Origin of the sequence: Alteromonas sp. BZK5 (assembly GCF_014349115.1) — a bacterium.
GTDB lineage: Bacteria > Pseudomonadota > Gammaproteobacteria > Enterobacterales > Alteromonadaceae > Alteromonas > Alteromonas macleodii.
The window spans coordinates 1-18,284 of record NZ_JACSOE010000073.1 but is presented as its reverse complement, the minus strand read 5'-3'; the positions used below and the strand labels follow the sequence as shown (position 1 = coordinate 18,284).

The window sequence follows — 18,284 nt, the reverse complement described above, 5'->3', positions numbered from 1 at the left end:
ACAGAGAGACTGAAGCTCATCACTGCATAAGCCGATAGTGACAGTCTGGTTACTATTGTCTCAAGGTGCCTCCGATGCTGTTGGGCTGCTCCGTACGTAAAGCGGTCGCTGGAAGATTGAGATTCTAATGACGGCAATGAGTGAAAGCGGAAGTTCGGGGTAAACGCTTTTCATTGAAGCAGTCTGCAAAAAGGGATACACCTATATTGCTAGAAATGATGGATAGACACTGGGCGTCAACTCTCAGTGCCCACCTACATCCTCGTCTTTAAAAGTCGTTCTTAGCTTTTACACCCAGTACCTGACCATTGTTGGCTATCTTGAAAAAGACTTGCTTGGCAGCATCAGAATTTGAGGCACTTACCACATAGAACTCTTCTTCAACACTAACGACACTGAACTTTTCAGGCGTCAAGTCTTTCCACGATTCATCCAGTTTACCCACTTCAAAGCCAAAATCTTTGAAGGTCATTTGCGTCACAGATTTAGCTGCAATGCTGATGGCTTTCTGGCCGCTGATGACACCATGATCGCCATGTGCCAGAGCACTACCACTGATTAATGTGCAGCAAAGTACCACTGCTGATAACGTTTTTTTCATCATATTCTCCAATTTTAATAAGTTGATTTATTGCTTCAGACCAATTACTTGGTATTCGCCCTTTACCAAAAGCTGCACAGCAATAGGCTTGTCCGATTTGTTTTTCCAATACCAACCATGTGAACCGGCGAAAGGAGCAGTAAAGCTTCCTTTCATCTCATTGGATGTCGCTATGGTATAGCTCTCGAAATACCCGGTGGTATCGCCTTCCGGCTCACCATGTAAATCGAAATAAAGGGCTTCACCGTCGGTCAGCCATTCATAAGTCATTTTTGCATATTGCTGCATGGCAAATTTGTATTCGACACCGCGTCCGGCTGGCACGACGACTTCAATGGTCTTAAATTCCTGACTGCCTGAAGTATTGGTATCAGCATTGTTGGTAGAAACAACAACATCAGATTCATTCGCTTGTGCTAGGGTCGTCAGCCCTAGTTTTTGCCCGATTCCTGTTGGGTCGATGTTGTATTCCGCTGGAAGAATAAAAGTCACCAACGCAATTGCCGCCACAATTGTTGCGGTGATACTGGCTTTGACTAAGGTTTTTGTACTAACAGTGTGTTGCATAATATTCTCTTGTTATAAGTTTAATTAACGATGTAGCCGGTAAGCTGATATCCCATCAACATGACACCAGCACTCATCAGCGCCGTGTTGGTCACGGTAGAGAACCGCTGGAACGAAGGCAGTTTTCGCCAAGCGTTGATGGCGATCAGGATAAACACGAGTGCTGCAAACTGGCCCAGTTCAACTCCGATGTTAAAGGCAATCAGATTAGTAATAAGCCCCTCTTCCGGTAAATGGAATTCCTGTAATTTGGTTGCCAATCCAAAACCGTGAAATAAGCCAAAGATCAGTACCGCCCATTGCGTGTTGGGTTGCCAGTTAAAACAGCGTTTGAAACCACCTAAGTTATCAAAGCCTTTGTAAACGACAGATAAACCTATGACAGCGTCAATCAGATAGGCGTTAACCTGAATATCGCTCAGCACACCAAACAGTAAGGTTGTGCTGTGACCAATAGTAAACATGGTCACGTACAGCAGTACTTCCTTGCTGCGGTACAGAAAGAAGATCACACCCACCAAGAACAGCAAATGGTCATAGCCGGTGATCATATGCTTAGCCCCGATGTACAAAAACGGAATAAACTGCACACCTTGGTTTTGTTCCAGAAATGCGCGAGTATTATCGTCCACCCCATGTGCGAATACATCAATGCTGATCAAGGCTAATGCGCCCAGCAGCAGAGTTAAGCTGAGTTTAATAAGACTATTTGGCATCAGACGACTCCAATACTTCTGTGTCAGTCAAAAGTGACTCCTTTTCTTTGTGTAAAATGCGATATAAGGCCGGAATAACGAACAGGGTAAGCAAGGTGGATGAAATGATCCCGCCTATCACCACCGTAGCCAATGGACGCTGAACTTCAGAGCCAATGCCGGTATTGAGCGCCATCGGGATGAATCCCAGTGATGCCACCAATGCGGTCGTTAATACCGGGCGCAATCTCGTTAACGCACCGTCAAAAATGGCCTGATTCAGATTCACGCCTTCTTTGCGTAATTCACGGATAAAAGACACCATTACCAGACCATTCAAAATGGCGATACCAGACAAGGCGATAAAACCCACCGCCGCCGAGATGGAAAATGGGATATCACGCAATAAAAGCGCAGCAATTCCGCCCGTTAATGCCAGTGGCACTCCGGTAAAGATGATCATCGCGTCTTTAAACGAGTTCAGTGCTAAAATCAGCAAACCGATGATCATTAGCAAGGTAACCGGTACAACAATACTAAGGCGCTTGGAAGCCGACTGTAGCTTCTGGTAAGTGCCACCGTACTCTACCCAGTAACCTGCCGGAATTTCGACTTTTTCCGCCACAGCTTGCTGAATATCAGCCACAAAGCTACCTAAATCACGTCCACGCACATTGGCGGTGACCACCACCCGGCGTTTGCCATTTTCCCGGTTTATCTGGTTGGCCCCGGACACCAGCTCCAGCGACACCAATTCTTGTAGCGGAATGCTATGACCATCGGGCAACGTTATGGGTAGGTAATTAAGCGCATCAATATCCTGTCGGCGTGATTCGCCTAAGCGCACAACAATGTCTGAGCGAACATCGCCCTGATAAAACTTACCGGCAACTGTGCCGCCCATAGCGGTAGCTACCTGCGACTGCACATCACCAAGACTGATATCGTGCTGCATGAGTTTTTGATGGTCAGGCACAATATTCAGCATGGGTAAGCCGGTAGTCTGTTCAACCTGAATATCGGCAATGCCTTCTATCTGAGAAATAGCAGATTCAATTTCGGCGCCTAAACCTGTGAGAATATCAAAGTCGTCTCCAAATACCTTGATGGCCAGCTCAGCCCGAACGCCAGCCAGTAGCTCGTTAAAGCGCATCTGAATGGGTTGCAGAAATTCGTAGCGGTTGCCGGGTATGGGCGCAACCAGAGCTGCGAGCTCTTCGACAATTAGCTCTTTCGGCTTATCAGGATCAGGCCATTGCTCACGGGATTTTAAAATAATGAAGTTATCCGCCACACTGGGTGGAACGGCATCAGTAGCCACATCAGCGGTGCCGATTTTGGCAAACACTCGCTCTACTTCCGGCATCTGCTTAATTTTGTTTTCCAGCGTTTCCTGTAACGCAATAGCCTGACTCAGTGACGTACCCGGAATGCGCAGAGCGTGCATAGCAATATCCCCTTCATCCAGATTGGGGGCAAATTCGCTTCCTAGTCTGGTTGCCTGATAGCCAAATACCACCACCATTAGTGACGCAGCTAATACAACTATCCAACGGCCTTTCAGCACCCAGCTTAACGCAGGACGATATAAGACTCCGGCTCCACGAATCAGCGCACTGTGTTTTTCTTTGACTGGCTTTTTAAACAACAACGCAATGGTAGCGGGTACAAAGGTGACGGAGAGCAACATCGCACTTAATAAAGCGATGACAACAGTAATCGCCATAGGGTGGAACATTTTGCCTTCCACACCTTCCAGCGCAAAAATGGGCAGGTAAACGGCTGTGATGATAAACACACCAAACAAAGCCGGGCGGATCACTTCACGGGTAGCGTCAAACACCAACTCCATGCGCTCTCTAAGTGGTAATGGGGCGTGCTCTTGGTCCGAAGATGGAGCACTTTGGCTGAGCCTGCGCAAACAGTTCTCAACAATAATAATCGCACCATCAACCAACAAGCCGAAATCGAGTGCTCCAAGGCTCATCAGATTAGCACTTACGCGGGTCTGAACCATGCCGGTAATGGTCATTAACATGGCAAAGGGGATCACCAGCGCGGTTAAAAAGGCTGCCCGGAAGTTACCTAAAAGAACAAACAGCACCACAATAACTAGAAGCGCCCCTTCCAACAGGTTGGTTTGAACTGTCTGTAAGGTTTTATCTACAAGTTTAGTGCGGTCATAAACAGCGGTAGCCACAATGCCTTCGGGCAGACTAGCGTTGATTTCTTTCAGCTTCTCGCCGACGGTATGCGCCACGGTACGACTGTTCTCGCCAATCAACATGAACACGGTACTCATGACCACTTCGCGGCCATTTTGCGTTGCAGCACCGGTACGTAAACCCTGACCATTTTCAATATCCGCAACGTCCTTAATGGTCAGCGCAGAACCTTTAGTCGATTTCAGTGGAATACGGCCTATTGCCGCAATATCTTCGGCCTGTCCGGGTATTCTGAGCAGCCACTGCGCACCGTTTTGTTCAATAAAACCTGCGCCTTGATTCTGGTTGTTGCTGGCAATGGCATCGACCACATCCGCTTGGGTTAAACCAAATGCCAGCAGCTTTTCAGGTTTGAAGGCAATCAGTATTTCACGTTCAAACCCACCAATAGGGTTTACTTCCACTACACCCGGCACACGCATCAACTGTGGCCTGATAGTCCAGTCGTGAACTGTGCGTAAATCCATCGGTGTGATGGGCGAACCATCTGCATGGGTGGCATCAGGTTCGGCATCTACGGTGAACATGAATATTTCACCCAAGCCCGTAGCAATGGGGCCAAGCTGAGGCTCCAATCCTGTCGGCAGTTCAGAACGGGCGGCGGATAATCGTTCATTCACCAACTGGCGAGCAAAGTACACATCCGTCTCGTCACTGAATATGGCGACTACCTGAGATAACCCATAGCGCGAGACAGAGCGGGTATAGGTCAGCCCCGGCAAGCCTGCCAGAGCGGTTTCCAATGGAAATGTGACCCGTTGCTCTATCTCAAGCGGTGTATAACCTGCTGCTTCAGTGTTGATCATCACCTGTACATTGGTGATATCTGGCACCGCATCAATCGGCAACTTAGTGAAATTCCATATCCCCAGTCCGGCAACAGCCATTACCATCACCAACACAAGAAATTTTCGCTTTATCGAAAAGCGTAAAATCGATTCCAACATGATTTACGCTCCTAGTGGTCGTGTGATGCGCCCGACTTTTCAATGTCGGCTTTTAAGATGTAGCTGTTCTCGGTTACATACTCGGTGCCCGGATTCAATCCGCCGAGCACTTCAACCCATTCTCCGCCCTCACGTCCCAACTCCAGCATACGTACTTCATACTGTTCACCGACTTTGGCATAAACCACCGTAAAATCGCGAAAACCTTGTAAACCAACGCGCTTAACCGCCAGTGGTACGTCTATGGTAGCGACTTCAATATGCGCTCGAACGAAGCTGCCAGTGGTCAATTCACCCTTTTCGTTAGGTAAGGTTACCCACACGATGCGAGCCTGATCATACCGCACCTTTGGTTCGATAAACGAAATGGTGCCTTGGTAGTTTCTATCCACACCTTCAACCTGCAAGTTCACCACTGAACCTTTACAGACTTTTTGATAATCGCTTGGATAAACAGCCAGCTTTGCAATGTATTGGCTGCTATCTGTAATGCTCAGTAAGGTGCGGCTGGCAGTTTGTTCTCCCGCATTCGCAAACTGCTCTGTGATAACGCCATCCGACGGCGCTTTAACTTGATAAGGCTTCAGGCTCTCATTACTTTCTACCGTTAACAGCGTTTGCCCTTTCTTCACCTCTTCACCGAAACCCACATGCAATTTGGTAATTTCCCCATCAAATCGAGCCGAAACAGAACGTTGCGCCCCCACAGGCAGTGCCAACGTGCCGTAGGCAGGGATAGTTTGATGCAGGGTCGCAGGTCCTGCGATAGCCGTTTGAATATCCATTGCCTCTGCCACAGCTTGCTCAATAATGGTACGCCCTTCGAAGTTGTCATATTGCCAGCGGTAGGATTTACCCTGATGCTTAGCTTCGATGGTGACCACAAAAGAATGGGGTTCATAGATTTCCATGTCACCGCGCAGGAAATCACCTTGAACATAGAAATTAATGTCATCAACAACATTACCCAAGCGGGTCAATTTAACGTTCAAATCTACCGACTTTGGATCGATAGGTTGGCCTTCTTTGGTGAGCCAAACACGAAATTCAGGAGGAACGCCCGTTTCGAAAATTGACAACTCCAAAGCGAAATCACCATCACGTAACATACGTCCCCGATGTGGGCCTTTTTCTGGTTCAGGCTGTTCAGCAGCAGGCGCAGATGATGCCATTACCGGAAGGCTGACTAAGTCTAAGCTGAGGTTTAATAACATCGCCAAACTCAATGACGAAAGGATTTTATTGTTTTTCATAATTTGTCTCACTGAGATAGGGATGTACCGGTCAGGCGTTGAATTTCAATATGCTGCAAATGCAGGCTTTCAAACGCTTCAAGCAACTGTGTTTGTGCGCTAAGTAATTCTCGGCGCACGCCGCTGTATTGGTTGTAACTAAGTTGGCCTTTTTCAAAAGCATTATTTGCTTCAGATAAGGCAGTTTCCAACGTGGGCACAATGTCTGTTTGCACGGTGTGTATCACGTGCTGTGAATGCGCCATTTCCTGTAGCAATACATAAAGTTGTGCGTCCAATGATTGCATCAACGCACTTTGTTCGCTGGCTAATACATCCTGCTCTGCTTGCAGAGCTGCAATCATCCCGGCATTGCGGTTGCCATCGCCCCACGGAATGGAAATCCCGGCAACCAAACCAAAATCATCGGTCGCTTCATAGCGGCGTAGTCCGGCTGTGAACTGCCATTGGGGTTTAGCTTCTATTCGTGCCAGTTCCATTTGCGACTGGGCGATACGCTGGTCGCTAACGAACTGTTGTAAGCGAGGATTTTGCTTGAGCAGGGCCAGTTGGTTTTCAACCGATGGAACAGCCGGTACGCTGAGCAAATTGCCGTTCAGATGATAGTTCTGAGCAGGTTTACCCCACAGAGAGGCCAGTTGATACTGACTGGCCTTGAGTTCATGTTCTACGTCTTCTACGGCCAATTCCCGGCGTATCAGCTCTGCTTTTGCCAGTTGTACCTCAACACTTGAGCTCTTACCTGCTTTCACTCGCTTAGCTATCGCTTCTACCACTTCTTCTGCCTGAGTTGCGGCCATCTGATTTAGCTTAAGACGCTCTTGCTTAACCAGAATGTCGATATAGTGCTTGGCCACCAATGCAGACAAATCGAGTGCTTTAATCTGCTTTTCAAGTACCAGTTTTGTGGCTTCGCTTTTTGCGGCATTCACCCTGCTATCGATTTGTTCCTGCTGTAACAACCACGAATACGTCAGTGTTGATTGCGTGCTTTTTAGCGCACTATGTTCACCCGTACCCATCGCATCTTCAATCATCAGCCCAATTTGGGGACGTTCACCGACACCAGCTTGTTGAATACGCCCCTGCCAAACCTGCTCCTGTGACAGTAAAGCCTTCAATTCTGGGTGATAATTTAAGGTCATCATCACGGCTTCAGGTAGGCTGATAACCTGAGAAGTTTCCTCTGATGCGGCTGTCGCTGATAAGAGTAAACCAACTCCGGCAAGTACAGCAGAAAACCGATAGCCAATCGGTTTTTTAGTCTTGCGTTTACAAAGAATTTCTTTCATTCCCAGTCCTTACTTAATGGGTGAAAAAGGTTTCGATAATGTGGTGGAGACTATCAACCGTAGAAGCGGTTAACAGAGGCGCAGAAGCAAACAATATGATTGCAAAGCCCATTGCTAGTCGGGACGAAGACATCACCGGGCTAATAAGGCTTTGCACGCGCACACTGGTTTGATCATTACCGAAATAGCTCGTTTGCAAGCCATCGCAGCCCATGTTGTTGTGCATGGAGTCTACACTTCGCTGCATGCGTGCGACATTAATCAAGGTTTGAGCAACATCTAAGTTGTCATATTCCTTGGTCACCGCACTATCTGCCATCTGCTCGGTCAATAAAGTAAATTGCTTGATAAGTTCACGCGTCGCAGTAATAGGGAAAAAAGCCGCAAATGTCGCAAAGACAACTTTGAATAAAGGATCGCGCGATTCAACATGCGCTATTTCATGGCGGACGATGATATCCAACTCCTGCTCATTAACCCGTTCTTTGAGCGCGGTTGTAACATAGATTTTCGGAGACAGCAGCCCTGTGGTAAAGGCTGCCGGTATTGGCAGCGGTAACGAATAATACCCCTGCTTACCGTTGATATGCTGTAATTTGATATCAGATAAGCCAATCAAATCTGCCATCGATGATGCTTGCTTTCTACGAATATAAACGGTTCTTGTCACTGACCAGAGCAAATATGCAGAGGCCGATAACAAGGTAACAGCATGCCAACTGGTGAAACTAAAAATATCGACGTGGTGCCAGTGCGCAAAGTCGTTTAGCAAAGCCGCGGGGAATATGTCTTGCTGCCTCGGCCAGAAAAATCCTACGCAACTGATTGCGATCCACCACGGCGCAGTCACTAATGACCACAAGATGACTTTGCGAATCCCAAAGGTGAATTGTGCTATTCGGTGAAGAGTGAATGGTGAAATAACGGCAATGAAAACCACACTGATAGCAAATACCAGCACAGCAATGCTCAGTAAATTCAGTGTTATTGCCATATTTCCCACCAACATGTTCGTTAGTTCCCTTTGCGCAACTTGCGTTGTTGTTCTATCAACTGTTCCAGCTTATCAAGTTGGGCATCATCCAGATTGGCAGAAGCTGAGCTGAATGCTGCAATCAAGCTATGCTCACCGTCTTCAACAAAATCGCTGGTCACGTTGGTGATAAGCGTCGCTATCAATGCTTCCCTGTCTACTTTTGCTCGGTAACAATAGGCGTGCCCCTGTTTGGTTCGGCTCAACAAACCTTTTTTAAACAAGCGATCCAAGGTGCTCTGAATGGTATTGAGTGAATTCCCACGAGACTGCCCAAGCACGGCATGTACTTGTTTCGCGTCAGCTTCAGACGCATTCCACAGATACTGCAAAACCTGTTTTTCTAATTCACCTAACTGCATAACACTATTCTCTTCCAATAATAGTGTTATAGTTACAAAAAAAAAACCGATAGGCAATCGGTTTTTTGAGGTGGAGGTAATATGGGTTGGTTAATTACAAAGTATTTAGTGACTGCGGCAGTCGTCGTCGCTGCTTCTGAAGTTGCAAAGCGCAGTGATAAGCTAGGCGCACTTATTGTGGCACTCCCGATGGTAACCATTCTAGCCATGATCTGGCTGTACGTTGAAAAGCAACCGATGGAAAAGATAGCCAACCATGCTTGGTATACTTTCTGGTACGTTGTACCTACATTACCAATGTTTCTGATCTTTCCATCACTTCTTCATCGCTTTGGCTTTTGGCCGGCATTAGCGATGAGTGCTGGGATAACAGTGGTGTGTTTTGGGGTATTTGCACTTGTTCTCAAGCTAATTGGAATCAATCTGATATCTTAACTTACTAAATAGATTGGCATTTTCTTAACATTTTTGAATGTCCGATTTTGACACAAATCGGTGGTTCGACATCTCGACATTGACCGTCTGCTATTTGTCTGAAGCGGACTTCCGCAAAAGTTATGTCCAACGTCCGCTAAGACGTGAAGCGGACCTCTAAAGTTCCTTCTTCTGAAGACTCAGGTAATGGTTTTTCAGAGGAAACGGGTGTTACTATGAAGTCTCAATAATAAGCTGTTAGGCAAATCGTATGGCGATGACACTAGAAGATATCCAGAATAAATTTTCCGAAGAAGTTAAGTACGTAGATGATTCTGCTCAGATACTTCTTAAGGGGCATCTTGTAGCTGAAGATTTGATGAACCAAGCGCTTGAGGCTTTCGTTTTGCACGGTGAGCATATAGAAAATGCCAAGCTTCAATTTCACCAAAAGCTTGAGTTATGTAAAGCCATTTCTGTTAACGATAACAATAATAATATGTGGAATCTTATTAAAAAGATTAATGTGCTAAGAAATGCGCTATCCCATTCTTTAGATCCTGATAGAAGAGAAAAAGCGGTCAAATCTTTAGCGTCTATCTATGATCACGAATTTGGCCCAGAAACCAGAGTAATAGACGGGATGTCTGAAGAGGCCGCTTTATGCATGGTTTCCATAATGGGCTCTCTTGGTTATTTGCATAGTTTTCTATCAGAGGTACAAAGATTTGAAAACTTAGTAAAAACAATGAATAAAATCACGAACAAAGCGGAATTGTAGCGTCTTGCCTAAAAGGCCAAGCACAATCGCGCAATGCAAAAGACCGCATTGGGCTGGACTTCGCTTCGCTCGGCCCCTTTTGGTGGCGTTGGCATTAGCTTCAAGGATAATTCAAATTGAAAAATGATGAAAATTTAAAGCTTTATGAAAAGATGTATCTTTTTGAGATAGAGCGAAGAGAAAAAATTAATGCTCGTCTGAATCTACCCATGGCAGTCATTGTCGCCATTTTCGGGCTTCTGTCATATGTATTTAATTTTGACACAAACTCTTTCACTACCTGTGAAAACTTCGTTTTTTATATACTCCTATTATTTGCATCTATTTCGTTGTTTGTTGCGTGCTATCATTTTAAAAATTGCTGGTCTGGGTTGGTCGACCAGTATATGCCTACGGCGGAGGACATAGAGGACTACTACCAAAGTTTAGAGTCAACTTACGCAGGATTTGACGAAAAAGAAGATCTTGTAAAGTCTTACTTCAATAAATTTCTTCTACAAAGTTACACAGAATATGGCTCCTTCAATGCAAAAAATAATGACTATCGCTCGGAGCAACTTTACTTTACGGTAAGAGCATTGAGCGTTAGTTTATTCCTAGCTTTAATCGCAACCATCGTTTTAAAAATAATGGCTTTAACTTAAGAGGTTAAAAATGTCTAAACAACCACCACCTCCGCCGCCACCGCCGGGACCTCGTAATGTAAGGAACCACAATGTTCCCAAACCAAAGCCACCGGGGGAAAAGCCATAACAAAACGCTGTTGGCACTTCCTTCGGTCGTTGGGGCGCAAAAAACACAGGGCGGCTTCGCCATTTTCGTCTGCGCCCCATATTTGAAGGTCCGCTTACGTCAAAGCCGCCTTAGAGTATTTACGTAAACTGATAATGGGGCAAAAATACGTTAGCAAAATAACCGCTTTGTAGGATGTCACTCAACGCTGGCAAATTTCATAACATAGGTTGAGTTTTTGTGGTTAAGGTCACTGCAATCTGCTAGTCAAAGGTATGCAATTAAACATTCGAATTGACAATATTTACAACTTAAACCCATTATTAGGAAAATGCCTGAATTTGGGCGAAAGGCACTGGATGTATTGCGCGAGCCACTTGAAACCGGCGACGTGCATTTGTCTCGTGCTTCAGGAAGCGCCACATACCCCGCCAACTTTCAACTAGTAGCGGCGATGAATCCAAGCCCGACGGGTGATATTGATGATAACCGACTAACCCCGCAGCAACAGCTCAACTACTTGAACCGGTTATCGGGACCACTGCTTGATAGAATTGATATACAAGTCGAAGTGCCTCGGCTACCTGACTACGACCTGCCAGAGCGTGCCAATAGACCTGACGATTCGTTACATACAACGCGAGAGCGGGTCATTGCAGCGCTTCACAAACAAGGGCTACGGCAAGGTAAGCCAAATGGTGCGCTGCACGCGGGTGAGCTTGCCGATATATGTTTCCTAGATGACGCTGATTTGCAGTTTCTACAAGCCGCTGCTAAACAGCTTAATTTGTCTATGCGGGTGTTTCATCGCACGTTAAAAGTGGCAAGAACCATTGCAGATCTTGAAGATGAGCACGCCGTATCGCGGGCACACATTGCAGAAGCATTAGGCTATCGCGCCCTCGATAATCTTATTAAGCAGTTGAGCGCCAGCTGATTACAAGCTAAATACAACTTATATCCTAAATTTACCCACGAGTTTGCAAATTAAGCTGCATAAAGGCGTTTATAAGCGGCTCGTTTTGCTTATCCTGCAAGCAGCATAAACCTAAAGCATAAGGCTCAATATCTTCAACAGGTATTTGGGTTACAGCATTGGCCATACTGGAGTGATCAAGTACCACTTTAGGCACAAAACCCACACCACATTCAAGTGCAACCATGCTCACGATAGCCTCGTTACCGCCGACATAAGCATACACATTTGGACGAATACCGTGTTCAGCAAACCAGTGGTAGGCAGTACGACGGGTTGGGCCGGTTTCAGGCATAATCACCTGATGTTTGGTCCAGTCCAACTGGCTTAGTTGAGTAAGTCGCCACTCTCTTGGAGCAATAAGTACCAAAGGTACATTATCAAGCGCGGTGAAATGTAAATCTGTCGGCATATCAGGGGTGTAGATAGCAATAGATAAGTCGCACTGTTTGCCTTTCACTTTTTCTATCGCAAGGGCAGGATCGCCGGTAATTAGGCGTATATCAACACCCGGGTGCTGTTGCCTGAACTGTCTAAGCATAGCGGGTAAGTGGCTTTGACTAGCGGTAACCGAGCAAAATACGCTGAGCTCTCCCTGCAATGCGTCGTTATCTTCTTTTAAGTCGACCTTTAGCTGCTGCCAATCCTTCAGCGCTTGCTTTGAAAAAGACAGCAGCTTGTGCCCACTGTGGGTTAGCGCCACTTTGCGGTTATCACGTTTAAACAGTGTACAGCTTAACTCGTCCTCAAGGCGCTGAATCACGCGGCTTAATGTAGAAGGCGACACATACATGGCCTCGGCGGTAATGCCAAAATGTAGGCTGGTAGCTAGGTGATTGAACAGCTGTAGACTGCGAAAATCCATAAATATTTCACTTTATGCAACATTATCTTGCAAATATATCATTTTCCAAAACAAAAGAAATCTTTTAGTCTCAATATCAAGTCGTCATAGACGAGGTCTGTCAACACCAAGGTCGGTGTTTGATATTGACAAAAATGAATGTTGTTCGGAAATTTTTATGGCTAATTATTTCAACACCCTGTCACTTCGCCAGCAGTTAGATCAGCTTGGCCGCTGCCGTTTCATGGCACGCGATGAATTCGCTGACGGTTGTCAGTTCTTAAAAGGCAAGAAAATTGTCATTGTAGGCTGCGGCGCGCAGGGCCTTAACCAAGGCTTGAATATGCGTGACTCAGGGTTAGATGTTTCTTATGCGCTGCGTCAAGCAGCCATTGATGAGCAACGCGACTCATATAAGCGCGCAACCAGTAACGGATTTACCGTTGGTACTTACCAACAGCTCATTCCAGAAGCAGACGTAGTATATAACTTAACACCTGATAAGCAGCACGCTAGCGTAGTCGAAGCCGTTATGCCGCTTATGAAAGAAGGTGCAACGCTAGGTTACTCTCACGGTTTCAATATCGTTGAAGAAGGGCAGCAAATCCGTAGCGATATCACAGTAATCATGTGTGCGCCGAAAAGCCCGGGTTCTGAAGTACGTGAAGAATATAAGCGTGGCTTCGGTGTACCAACTCTGATTGCTGTACACCCAGAAAACGACCCTGAAGGTAAAGGTTGGGATCAAGCCAAAGCACTTGCAAGTGCAACGGGCGGTGACCGCGCAGGCGTACTTGAGTCATCATTTGTGGCTGAAGTTAAATCTGACCTCATGGGCGAGCAGACCATTTTGTGTGGTATGCAACAAGTTGCAGCGGTACTTGCGTTTGAAAAAATGGTTGATGACGGTATCGAGCCAGGATACGCAGGTGCACTTATTCAGTACGGCCTAGAAGCTATTACTGAAGCACTTAAGATTGGCGGTGTGACTAACATGATGGACCGTCTTTCAAACCCTGCGAAAGTGAAAGCGTTTGAGCTTTCTGAGCAGTTAACTGATTTACTTCGTCCGCTATTTGAAAAGCACCAAGACGACATCATCAGCGGTGAGTTCTCTCGCACCATGATGGAAGATTGGGCCAATGGCGATGCGAACCTGCTTAAGTGGCGTGAAGAAACCGGTGAAACCGCGTTTGAAAACGCACCGGCTTATGAAGGTGAAATCAGTGAACAAGAATTCTTTGACCACGGCATCTTACTGGTTGCCATGATCAAGTGCGGTGTTGAAGTTGCGTTCGACGTAATGGTTGAAGCCGGTATTTTACCTGAGTCTGCGTACTATGAATCACTGCATGAAACACCGCTTATTTCTAACACAATCGCACGTAAGCGTTTGTATGAAATGAACGTGGTTATTTCAGACACAGCAGAATACGGAAACTATTTGTTTGCTAACGCAGCAATTCCAATTTTGCGTGAGAAATTTATGCCTACCATTGATACCAGCGTTATCGGTAAGGGTTTAGCCGCTACTTCTAATCAGGTAGAGAACAAACGCCTTGTTGAAATTAACGAAGCCATCCGCTCACACGGTGTGGAATCGGTAGGTAAGACCTTACGTGGCTACATGACTGACATGAAGGCCATAGTAGTGTAAGAGCAGAGGTTAGGACAGTTTCTGTCGTTAGGTGCTTAACTAAGCCCTCTTGCCCGACCGTTTTGGTCGGGCTTTTTTATGTCCGTAAGCCTGCTAATAAGTATCTTTCTTACGCAACTGACCACTGCGACACGCCGATACACCTTCTAAATAGAACCTTCACGAACGCGCTCAGCATAGCGTACGGATACGTAAGACAAAGCAAAAAAGACGAGAAATCCCCAGCCGATAGGCATTAAATTTCCATTTAAGAAACTGTCGACAAACAGTGCAACAGGCACCGAGAAAAGGCTAGAAAATGAGCCAATTATGGCCGCGCCTAAACCTGCCATATCGCCAAGCGGCTGCATCGCCATGGCGTTTAAGTTACCAAACAGTATGCCCACAAAGAAAAAGCCTACAAACATAACCGCAACCGTAGGAATTAAAGGCGGCAAGCCGTCGTACGCCAACAGTAACACTAAATACACAACGGCAAACCCGTTAACCCCTTTAAGTGCAAAACGACAAAGCTTGCGCATCCCAAAACGCATTACCATTTTGCCGTTAAAGTAAGAGGCGAGACCAATTGAAAAAGCAAGCGTTGCAAAGATGTAGGGAAACCATTCACCTACGTTGTAAAACACAGTAAATATGGTTTGCGAAGCACTTAAATACGCCAGGAATGCCCCAAAAATACAGCCCATGGCAAAGGTGTAACCCATCACTGCTGGGTTAGTGAGAATGAACTTTGACGATGCAAAAAACTGCGCCCATGAAAACTTTTTACGCCTTGCTCTTGGCAGGGTTTCCCCTTGACGAGAAAAAAACCAAATGCCGGCCATGGTAGCCACAATGAGAAACATAGTGAAAATATGGAACCATGAGGTCAACTCCATCACCGTTTGCCCAATAATAGGCGCCAACATAGGCACTAATATAAACACCATCATGATAAACGACATGACTTTTGCCATCGCATCGCCAACGTAAAGGTCGCGAATAATTGCCATAGAGGCTATTCGTGGCCCAGACACCCCAAATGCTTGAATAACGCGACCTACCAGCATGGTCTCCAAATTGGTGGCCATCATGCAAACAAATGTACCTAAGGCGAAAATACACAGGCCCACTAATATAGTTAGGCGACGGCCGCGGCTATCGGAAAAAGGCCCAAAGAACATTTGACCCAGTGCCATGCCTAAAAAGAACACGGTAACGATTAAGTGGGTTTGATGCGCCTCGGCGACCTGTAGTGACTCGCCAATTTGAATCAACGCAGGCAGCATAGCGTCAATGCTCAACGCGACAAGGGATGTCATCGTAGCCATTAGCGCAACAAATTCAACAAGGCCAAGCGCTGGCTTTTGCACAACTGCAGTATCCTCAGATACGCCATTAGAAGTCTGGGGCATAAAGTCTCGAATATGAAATAAAGTGGGGGAAATTAAAAAGGCGCGAAATTAACGCGCCTTGTTGAGTATACCTGAAACTTGGTTAAAAAGCCGCCAGCCAAGCAAAATCTTGTCGTAAATACTGGTGCATTTAACGGGTGTTACTCGGAAGCTGAAACGTTTGCCGTTGCAGCACTCGCTTTACTCGCTGGCCTAAGGTGTTGGTCTAAAAATGCATCCATTTCCTTAAAGAAAATATGACGATTTCGCTGAATAGACAAATTGTGGTCGCCACTTTCAAGCTCTACATATTTGTAGACCTTGTCGTAATCATCTAACTCGTCAGCCATGTAGCGACTATGAAGTGGAGGGACAACTCTATCTTCCTCTCCATGTACCAGCAAAATTGGCGTCTTTATCCCTTTCGCATTGTAGTAAGGCGAGCGCGCTTCAAGGTCATCATAATCATCCCCAATTTGGTTTTTCACAAATTCGTTGTTCAGGAAACGGCGAGAATGAATAATGACGTGTTTAAGTGAACTTACGCCAGCAAAGCTCACCGCACACTTAAACAGATCCGGGGTTTTGACAGTTGCCATCAGGGCGGCGTAACCGCCATAGCTAGCGCCCACAATACACATGTTGTCTTTCTCAGCGTGCCCCTGCTCTACCATCCAGTTTGCCGCATCGGTGATATCATCTTGCATAGCCAAGCCCCAGCCTTTCATTTGGCTTTGCGCAAAGCTGTACCCATACCCTCTAGAACCTCTAAAGTTAGGCCTTAGTACTGCATAACCTTTCGACGTAAAATATGCTGTCCAATAGTCGAAACCACTGAAATCTCTTGCTCCAGGGCCACCGTGGGGATGAATAATGGTAGGAAACGGGCCTTCGCCTTTTGGTAAAGTCAAATACGCTTCGATTTTGATGCCGTCTCTGGCTTCATATTCAATTAACGTATGCTCAGATAATTTTGCCGGGTCTATTTGAGCATATTGCTCAAAAAGCATCACTAACGTGCCTTCTTTACGGTCACCCAGCAAATAAACTCCTGGTAAGGTGTCAGACTCTGAATAAACAATATATGTTTGTTCGTCGTCGCTAAAGCTCACTAAGGTATTGTCGTAATCAGGAAGACCAGCATCGATACCATTTTGAAGAGCAACGTAACGTTCATCCCAATAATGTCGACCGTCATGGCGTACTCCTATTGCATCTCGGGTAACCGGTGAATAGATAAGGCTACCATTAACATCGTACCCTTCATCAGCATACACCTCTGTTCGCTCATTAGTAGTAAGGTTCAAGGTGTACAATGCACGGAAGTCTCCTTTATAACCTTTGAAATAAAGAATATTTGGGTCTTTTGCAAAGCCAACTGGGTATTCACCCTTGTCAGACATAGCGTTGTAAGCAAATAAGGTGCGCCAATCGTCTCCTTCTTTTAGAAAGACTTCTCGCTCCCCTGTATCGTAATCAAGCGAAACACCTATACGAACGTTATTTTGTTGGTCCGTCATCCAATCTCTAATGCGTTTTTTCCCGCGAATAATGCGACTTACGCCACCATCATTAACATTGATTTTGTAAACCGACGGCAGCCCCAACACCTCAGCGTCTAAGGCAATTAGAATATGTTCTGGATCGTCAGGCAGCCAGTCGATAACGTCATCGTGAAATTGAGGAATGTGGTTCGGGTTACCTGCTCGACGCTTTATTCTCTCCCATTCAACCAAGTTGAATGCACCGCCTTCACCGTCAAACTTAATGCTTAACAACCGTGTGTCGTGAACTTTCGTGGTCCCACGTCGGGTTTCGTAACGAGCGCTAACCACCAGCCGTTCATTGTTCACCCAGTTGTACCAGTTAATTTTTACGCGTTCATTGTCCGATCGCAGTAGGTAGTGCTTTTCACCCTTTTTTAAGTCGTAAGTGGCAAGCATGGCAAACGCTTCTTCTTGCTCAACGTTTTGAACAAAAGCGATTTTTGAGCCATCGGGTGACAGCGACGGAGTCCAATAAGTTGGCAAAGAACTGAATTTTTCGTACTCGGGTTCTGCCTTAGTTTGATCTGCGCCCAGTGTGGAGAAAGAGCAAACCAACAGTAGCAAAGTAACTAGTGTCGTAGGTAAGAGAGCCTTATTAGAAGACATAACATTCCCTTGTTGTTTTTTATTGTTAGTGGAACTTAGCTTAGGCAAAAAACTCGAAGTTAAGTTACGCAGAGTATACTCACTCATGCCCATATGTACAAAAACAAAGCAATACTAGGCTCTATGTTCAGTGAGTGGATGTGCCAGATATGTTCTGAAGAAGAGCATTCTAGTCAGGAAAATACGTTGAATGCATGCTATACCAATCCGCATAGATCATTACCCACTCAGCGAGAGTTAAAATGTTCGTAATCGCGGCGTGTTACCGCAGGTATAGTGGTCTACATCAAGGTGACACAACAAAGAGTACGGACATTTTAAACTCGCCCTTCGGGAAGGTCTGGCAAGCTTCCTAGCTTCATTCTGGGAATTTGAAAGG

At 46.0% G+C, this 18,284-nt stretch carries 16 protein-coding genes; 5 read left to right on the top strand and 11 right to left on the bottom strand.

Annotation, left to right across the window (positions count from 1 at the left end):
- Positions 1 to 268: 268 nt before the first annotated feature.
- Genes BIZ39_RS16865 through BIZ39_RS16830 form a run of 8 tightly spaced genes read right to left on the bottom strand, consistent with a single transcriptional unit; the run spans position 269 to position 8,975 of the window.
- A complete protein-coding gene (locus BIZ39_RS16865; protein WP_163086227.1) occupies positions 269 to 601 on the bottom strand; it encodes a DUF6488 family protein in 333 nt (110 codons plus the stop codon).
- A 27-nt stretch (positions 602 to 628) separates the two neighbouring features.
- Positions 629 to 1,168, bottom strand: coding sequence for a hypothetical protein (locus BIZ39_RS16860; protein WP_163086188.1), 540 nt, complete (start codon positions 1,166 to 1,168; stop codon positions 629 to 631).
- Positions 1,169 to 1,188: 20 nt separating this feature from the next.
- Complete coding sequence (locus BIZ39_RS16855) at positions 1,189 to 1,884, bottom strand: HupE/UreJ family protein (protein ID WP_163086190.1); 696 nt, start codon at positions 1,882 to 1,884, stop codon at positions 1,189 to 1,191.
- Complete coding sequence (locus BIZ39_RS16850; protein ID WP_163086192.1) at positions 1,874 to 5,035, bottom strand: efflux RND transporter permease subunit; 3,162 nt, start codon at positions 5,033 to 5,035, stop codon at positions 1,874 to 1,876. Before BIZ39_RS16850 ends, BIZ39_RS16855 begins: the two co-directional genes overlap by 11 nt.
- A gap of 11 nt (positions 5,036 to 5,046) precedes the next feature.
- The gene (locus BIZ39_RS16845) at positions 5,047 to 6,288 is read right to left on the bottom strand and encodes an efflux RND transporter periplasmic adaptor subunit (RefSeq protein ID WP_163086194.1); all 1,242 of its coding nucleotides are present in this window, start codon (positions 6,286 to 6,288) and stop codon (positions 5,047 to 5,049) included.
- An 8-nt stretch (positions 6,289 to 6,296) separates the two neighbouring features.
- Positions 6,297 to 7,580: a TolC family protein gene (locus BIZ39_RS16840; RefSeq protein ID WP_163086196.1), complete on the bottom strand. Its 1,284-nt coding sequence runs from the start codon at positions 7,578 to 7,580 to the stop codon at positions 6,297 to 6,299.
- Between the two features lie 13 nt (positions 7,581 to 7,593).
- Positions 7,594 to 8,589 carry a M56 family metallopeptidase gene (locus tag BIZ39_RS16835; RefSeq protein ID WP_163086198.1) on the bottom strand — a complete coding sequence of 332 codons (996 nt, stop codon included), beginning with the start codon at positions 8,587 to 8,589 and terminating at the stop codon, positions 7,594 to 7,596.
- Positions 8,590 to 8,594: 5 nt separating this feature from the next.
- Complete coding sequence (locus BIZ39_RS16830; protein ID WP_163086200.1) at positions 8,595 to 8,975, bottom strand: BlaI/MecI/CopY family transcriptional regulator; 381 nt, start codon at positions 8,973 to 8,975, stop codon at positions 8,595 to 8,597.
- Positions 8,976 to 9,056: 81 nt separating this feature from the next.
- Here BIZ39_RS16830 and BIZ39_RS16825 point away from each other — a divergent pair, with 81 nt between their 5' ends.
- From BIZ39_RS16825 to BIZ39_RS16810, 4 genes are all read left to right on the top strand, one after another.
- On the top strand, positions 9,057 to 9,410 hold the full coding sequence (locus BIZ39_RS16825) for a DUF3147 family protein (protein ID WP_163086203.1): 354 nt from the start codon (positions 9,057 to 9,059) through the stop codon (positions 9,408 to 9,410).
- A 250-nt stretch (positions 9,411 to 9,660) separates the two neighbouring features.
- Positions 9,661 to 10,170, top strand: a complete 510-nt coding sequence (locus BIZ39_RS16820) for a hypothetical protein (protein WP_187447531.1) — start codon at positions 9,661 to 9,663, stop codon at positions 10,168 to 10,170.
- A gap of 116 nt (positions 10,171 to 10,286) precedes the next feature.
- Positions 10,287 to 10,814, top strand: coding sequence for a hypothetical protein (locus BIZ39_RS16815; protein ID WP_187447530.1), 528 nt, complete (start codon positions 10,287 to 10,289; stop codon positions 10,812 to 10,814).
- A gap of 419 nt (positions 10,815 to 11,233) precedes the next feature.
- Positions 11,234 to 11,839, top strand: a complete 606-nt coding sequence (locus BIZ39_RS16810) for an ATP-binding protein (RefSeq protein WP_262385796.1) — start codon at positions 11,234 to 11,236, stop codon at positions 11,837 to 11,839.
- A 31-nt stretch (positions 11,840 to 11,870) separates the two neighbouring features.
- Here the strand turns inward: BIZ39_RS16810 and ilvY are convergent, their stop codons facing one another.
- The gene (ilvY, locus tag BIZ39_RS16805; RefSeq protein WP_049588440.1) at positions 11,871 to 12,743 is read right to left on the bottom strand and encodes an HTH-type transcriptional activator IlvY; all 873 of its coding nucleotides are present in this window, start codon (positions 12,741 to 12,743) and stop codon (positions 11,871 to 11,873) included.
- A gap of 157 nt (positions 12,744 to 12,900) precedes the next feature.
- On the opposite strand from ilvY, the gene ilvC reads away from it, so the two are divergent.
- The gene (gene ilvC / locus BIZ39_RS16800; protein WP_187447529.1) at positions 12,901 to 14,379 is read left to right on the top strand and encodes a ketol-acid reductoisomerase; all 1,479 of its coding nucleotides are present in this window, start codon (positions 12,901 to 12,903) and stop codon (positions 14,377 to 14,379) included.
- A 146-nt stretch (positions 14,380 to 14,525) separates the two neighbouring features.
- On the opposite strand, the gene BIZ39_RS16795 is transcribed toward ilvC, so the two are convergent.
- Complete coding sequence (locus tag BIZ39_RS16795; protein WP_061096227.1) at positions 14,526 to 15,773, bottom strand: multidrug effflux MFS transporter; 1,248 nt, start codon at positions 15,771 to 15,773, stop codon at positions 14,526 to 14,528.
- A 140-nt stretch (positions 15,774 to 15,913) separates the two neighbouring features.
- Positions 15,914 to 17,905 (bottom strand): alpha/beta hydrolase family protein, encoded by a 1,992-nt coding sequence (locus tag BIZ39_RS16790; protein WP_101566441.1) that lies wholly within the window; start codon positions 17,903 to 17,905, stop codon positions 15,914 to 15,916.
- Positions 17,906 to 18,284: the final 379 nt, after the last annotated feature.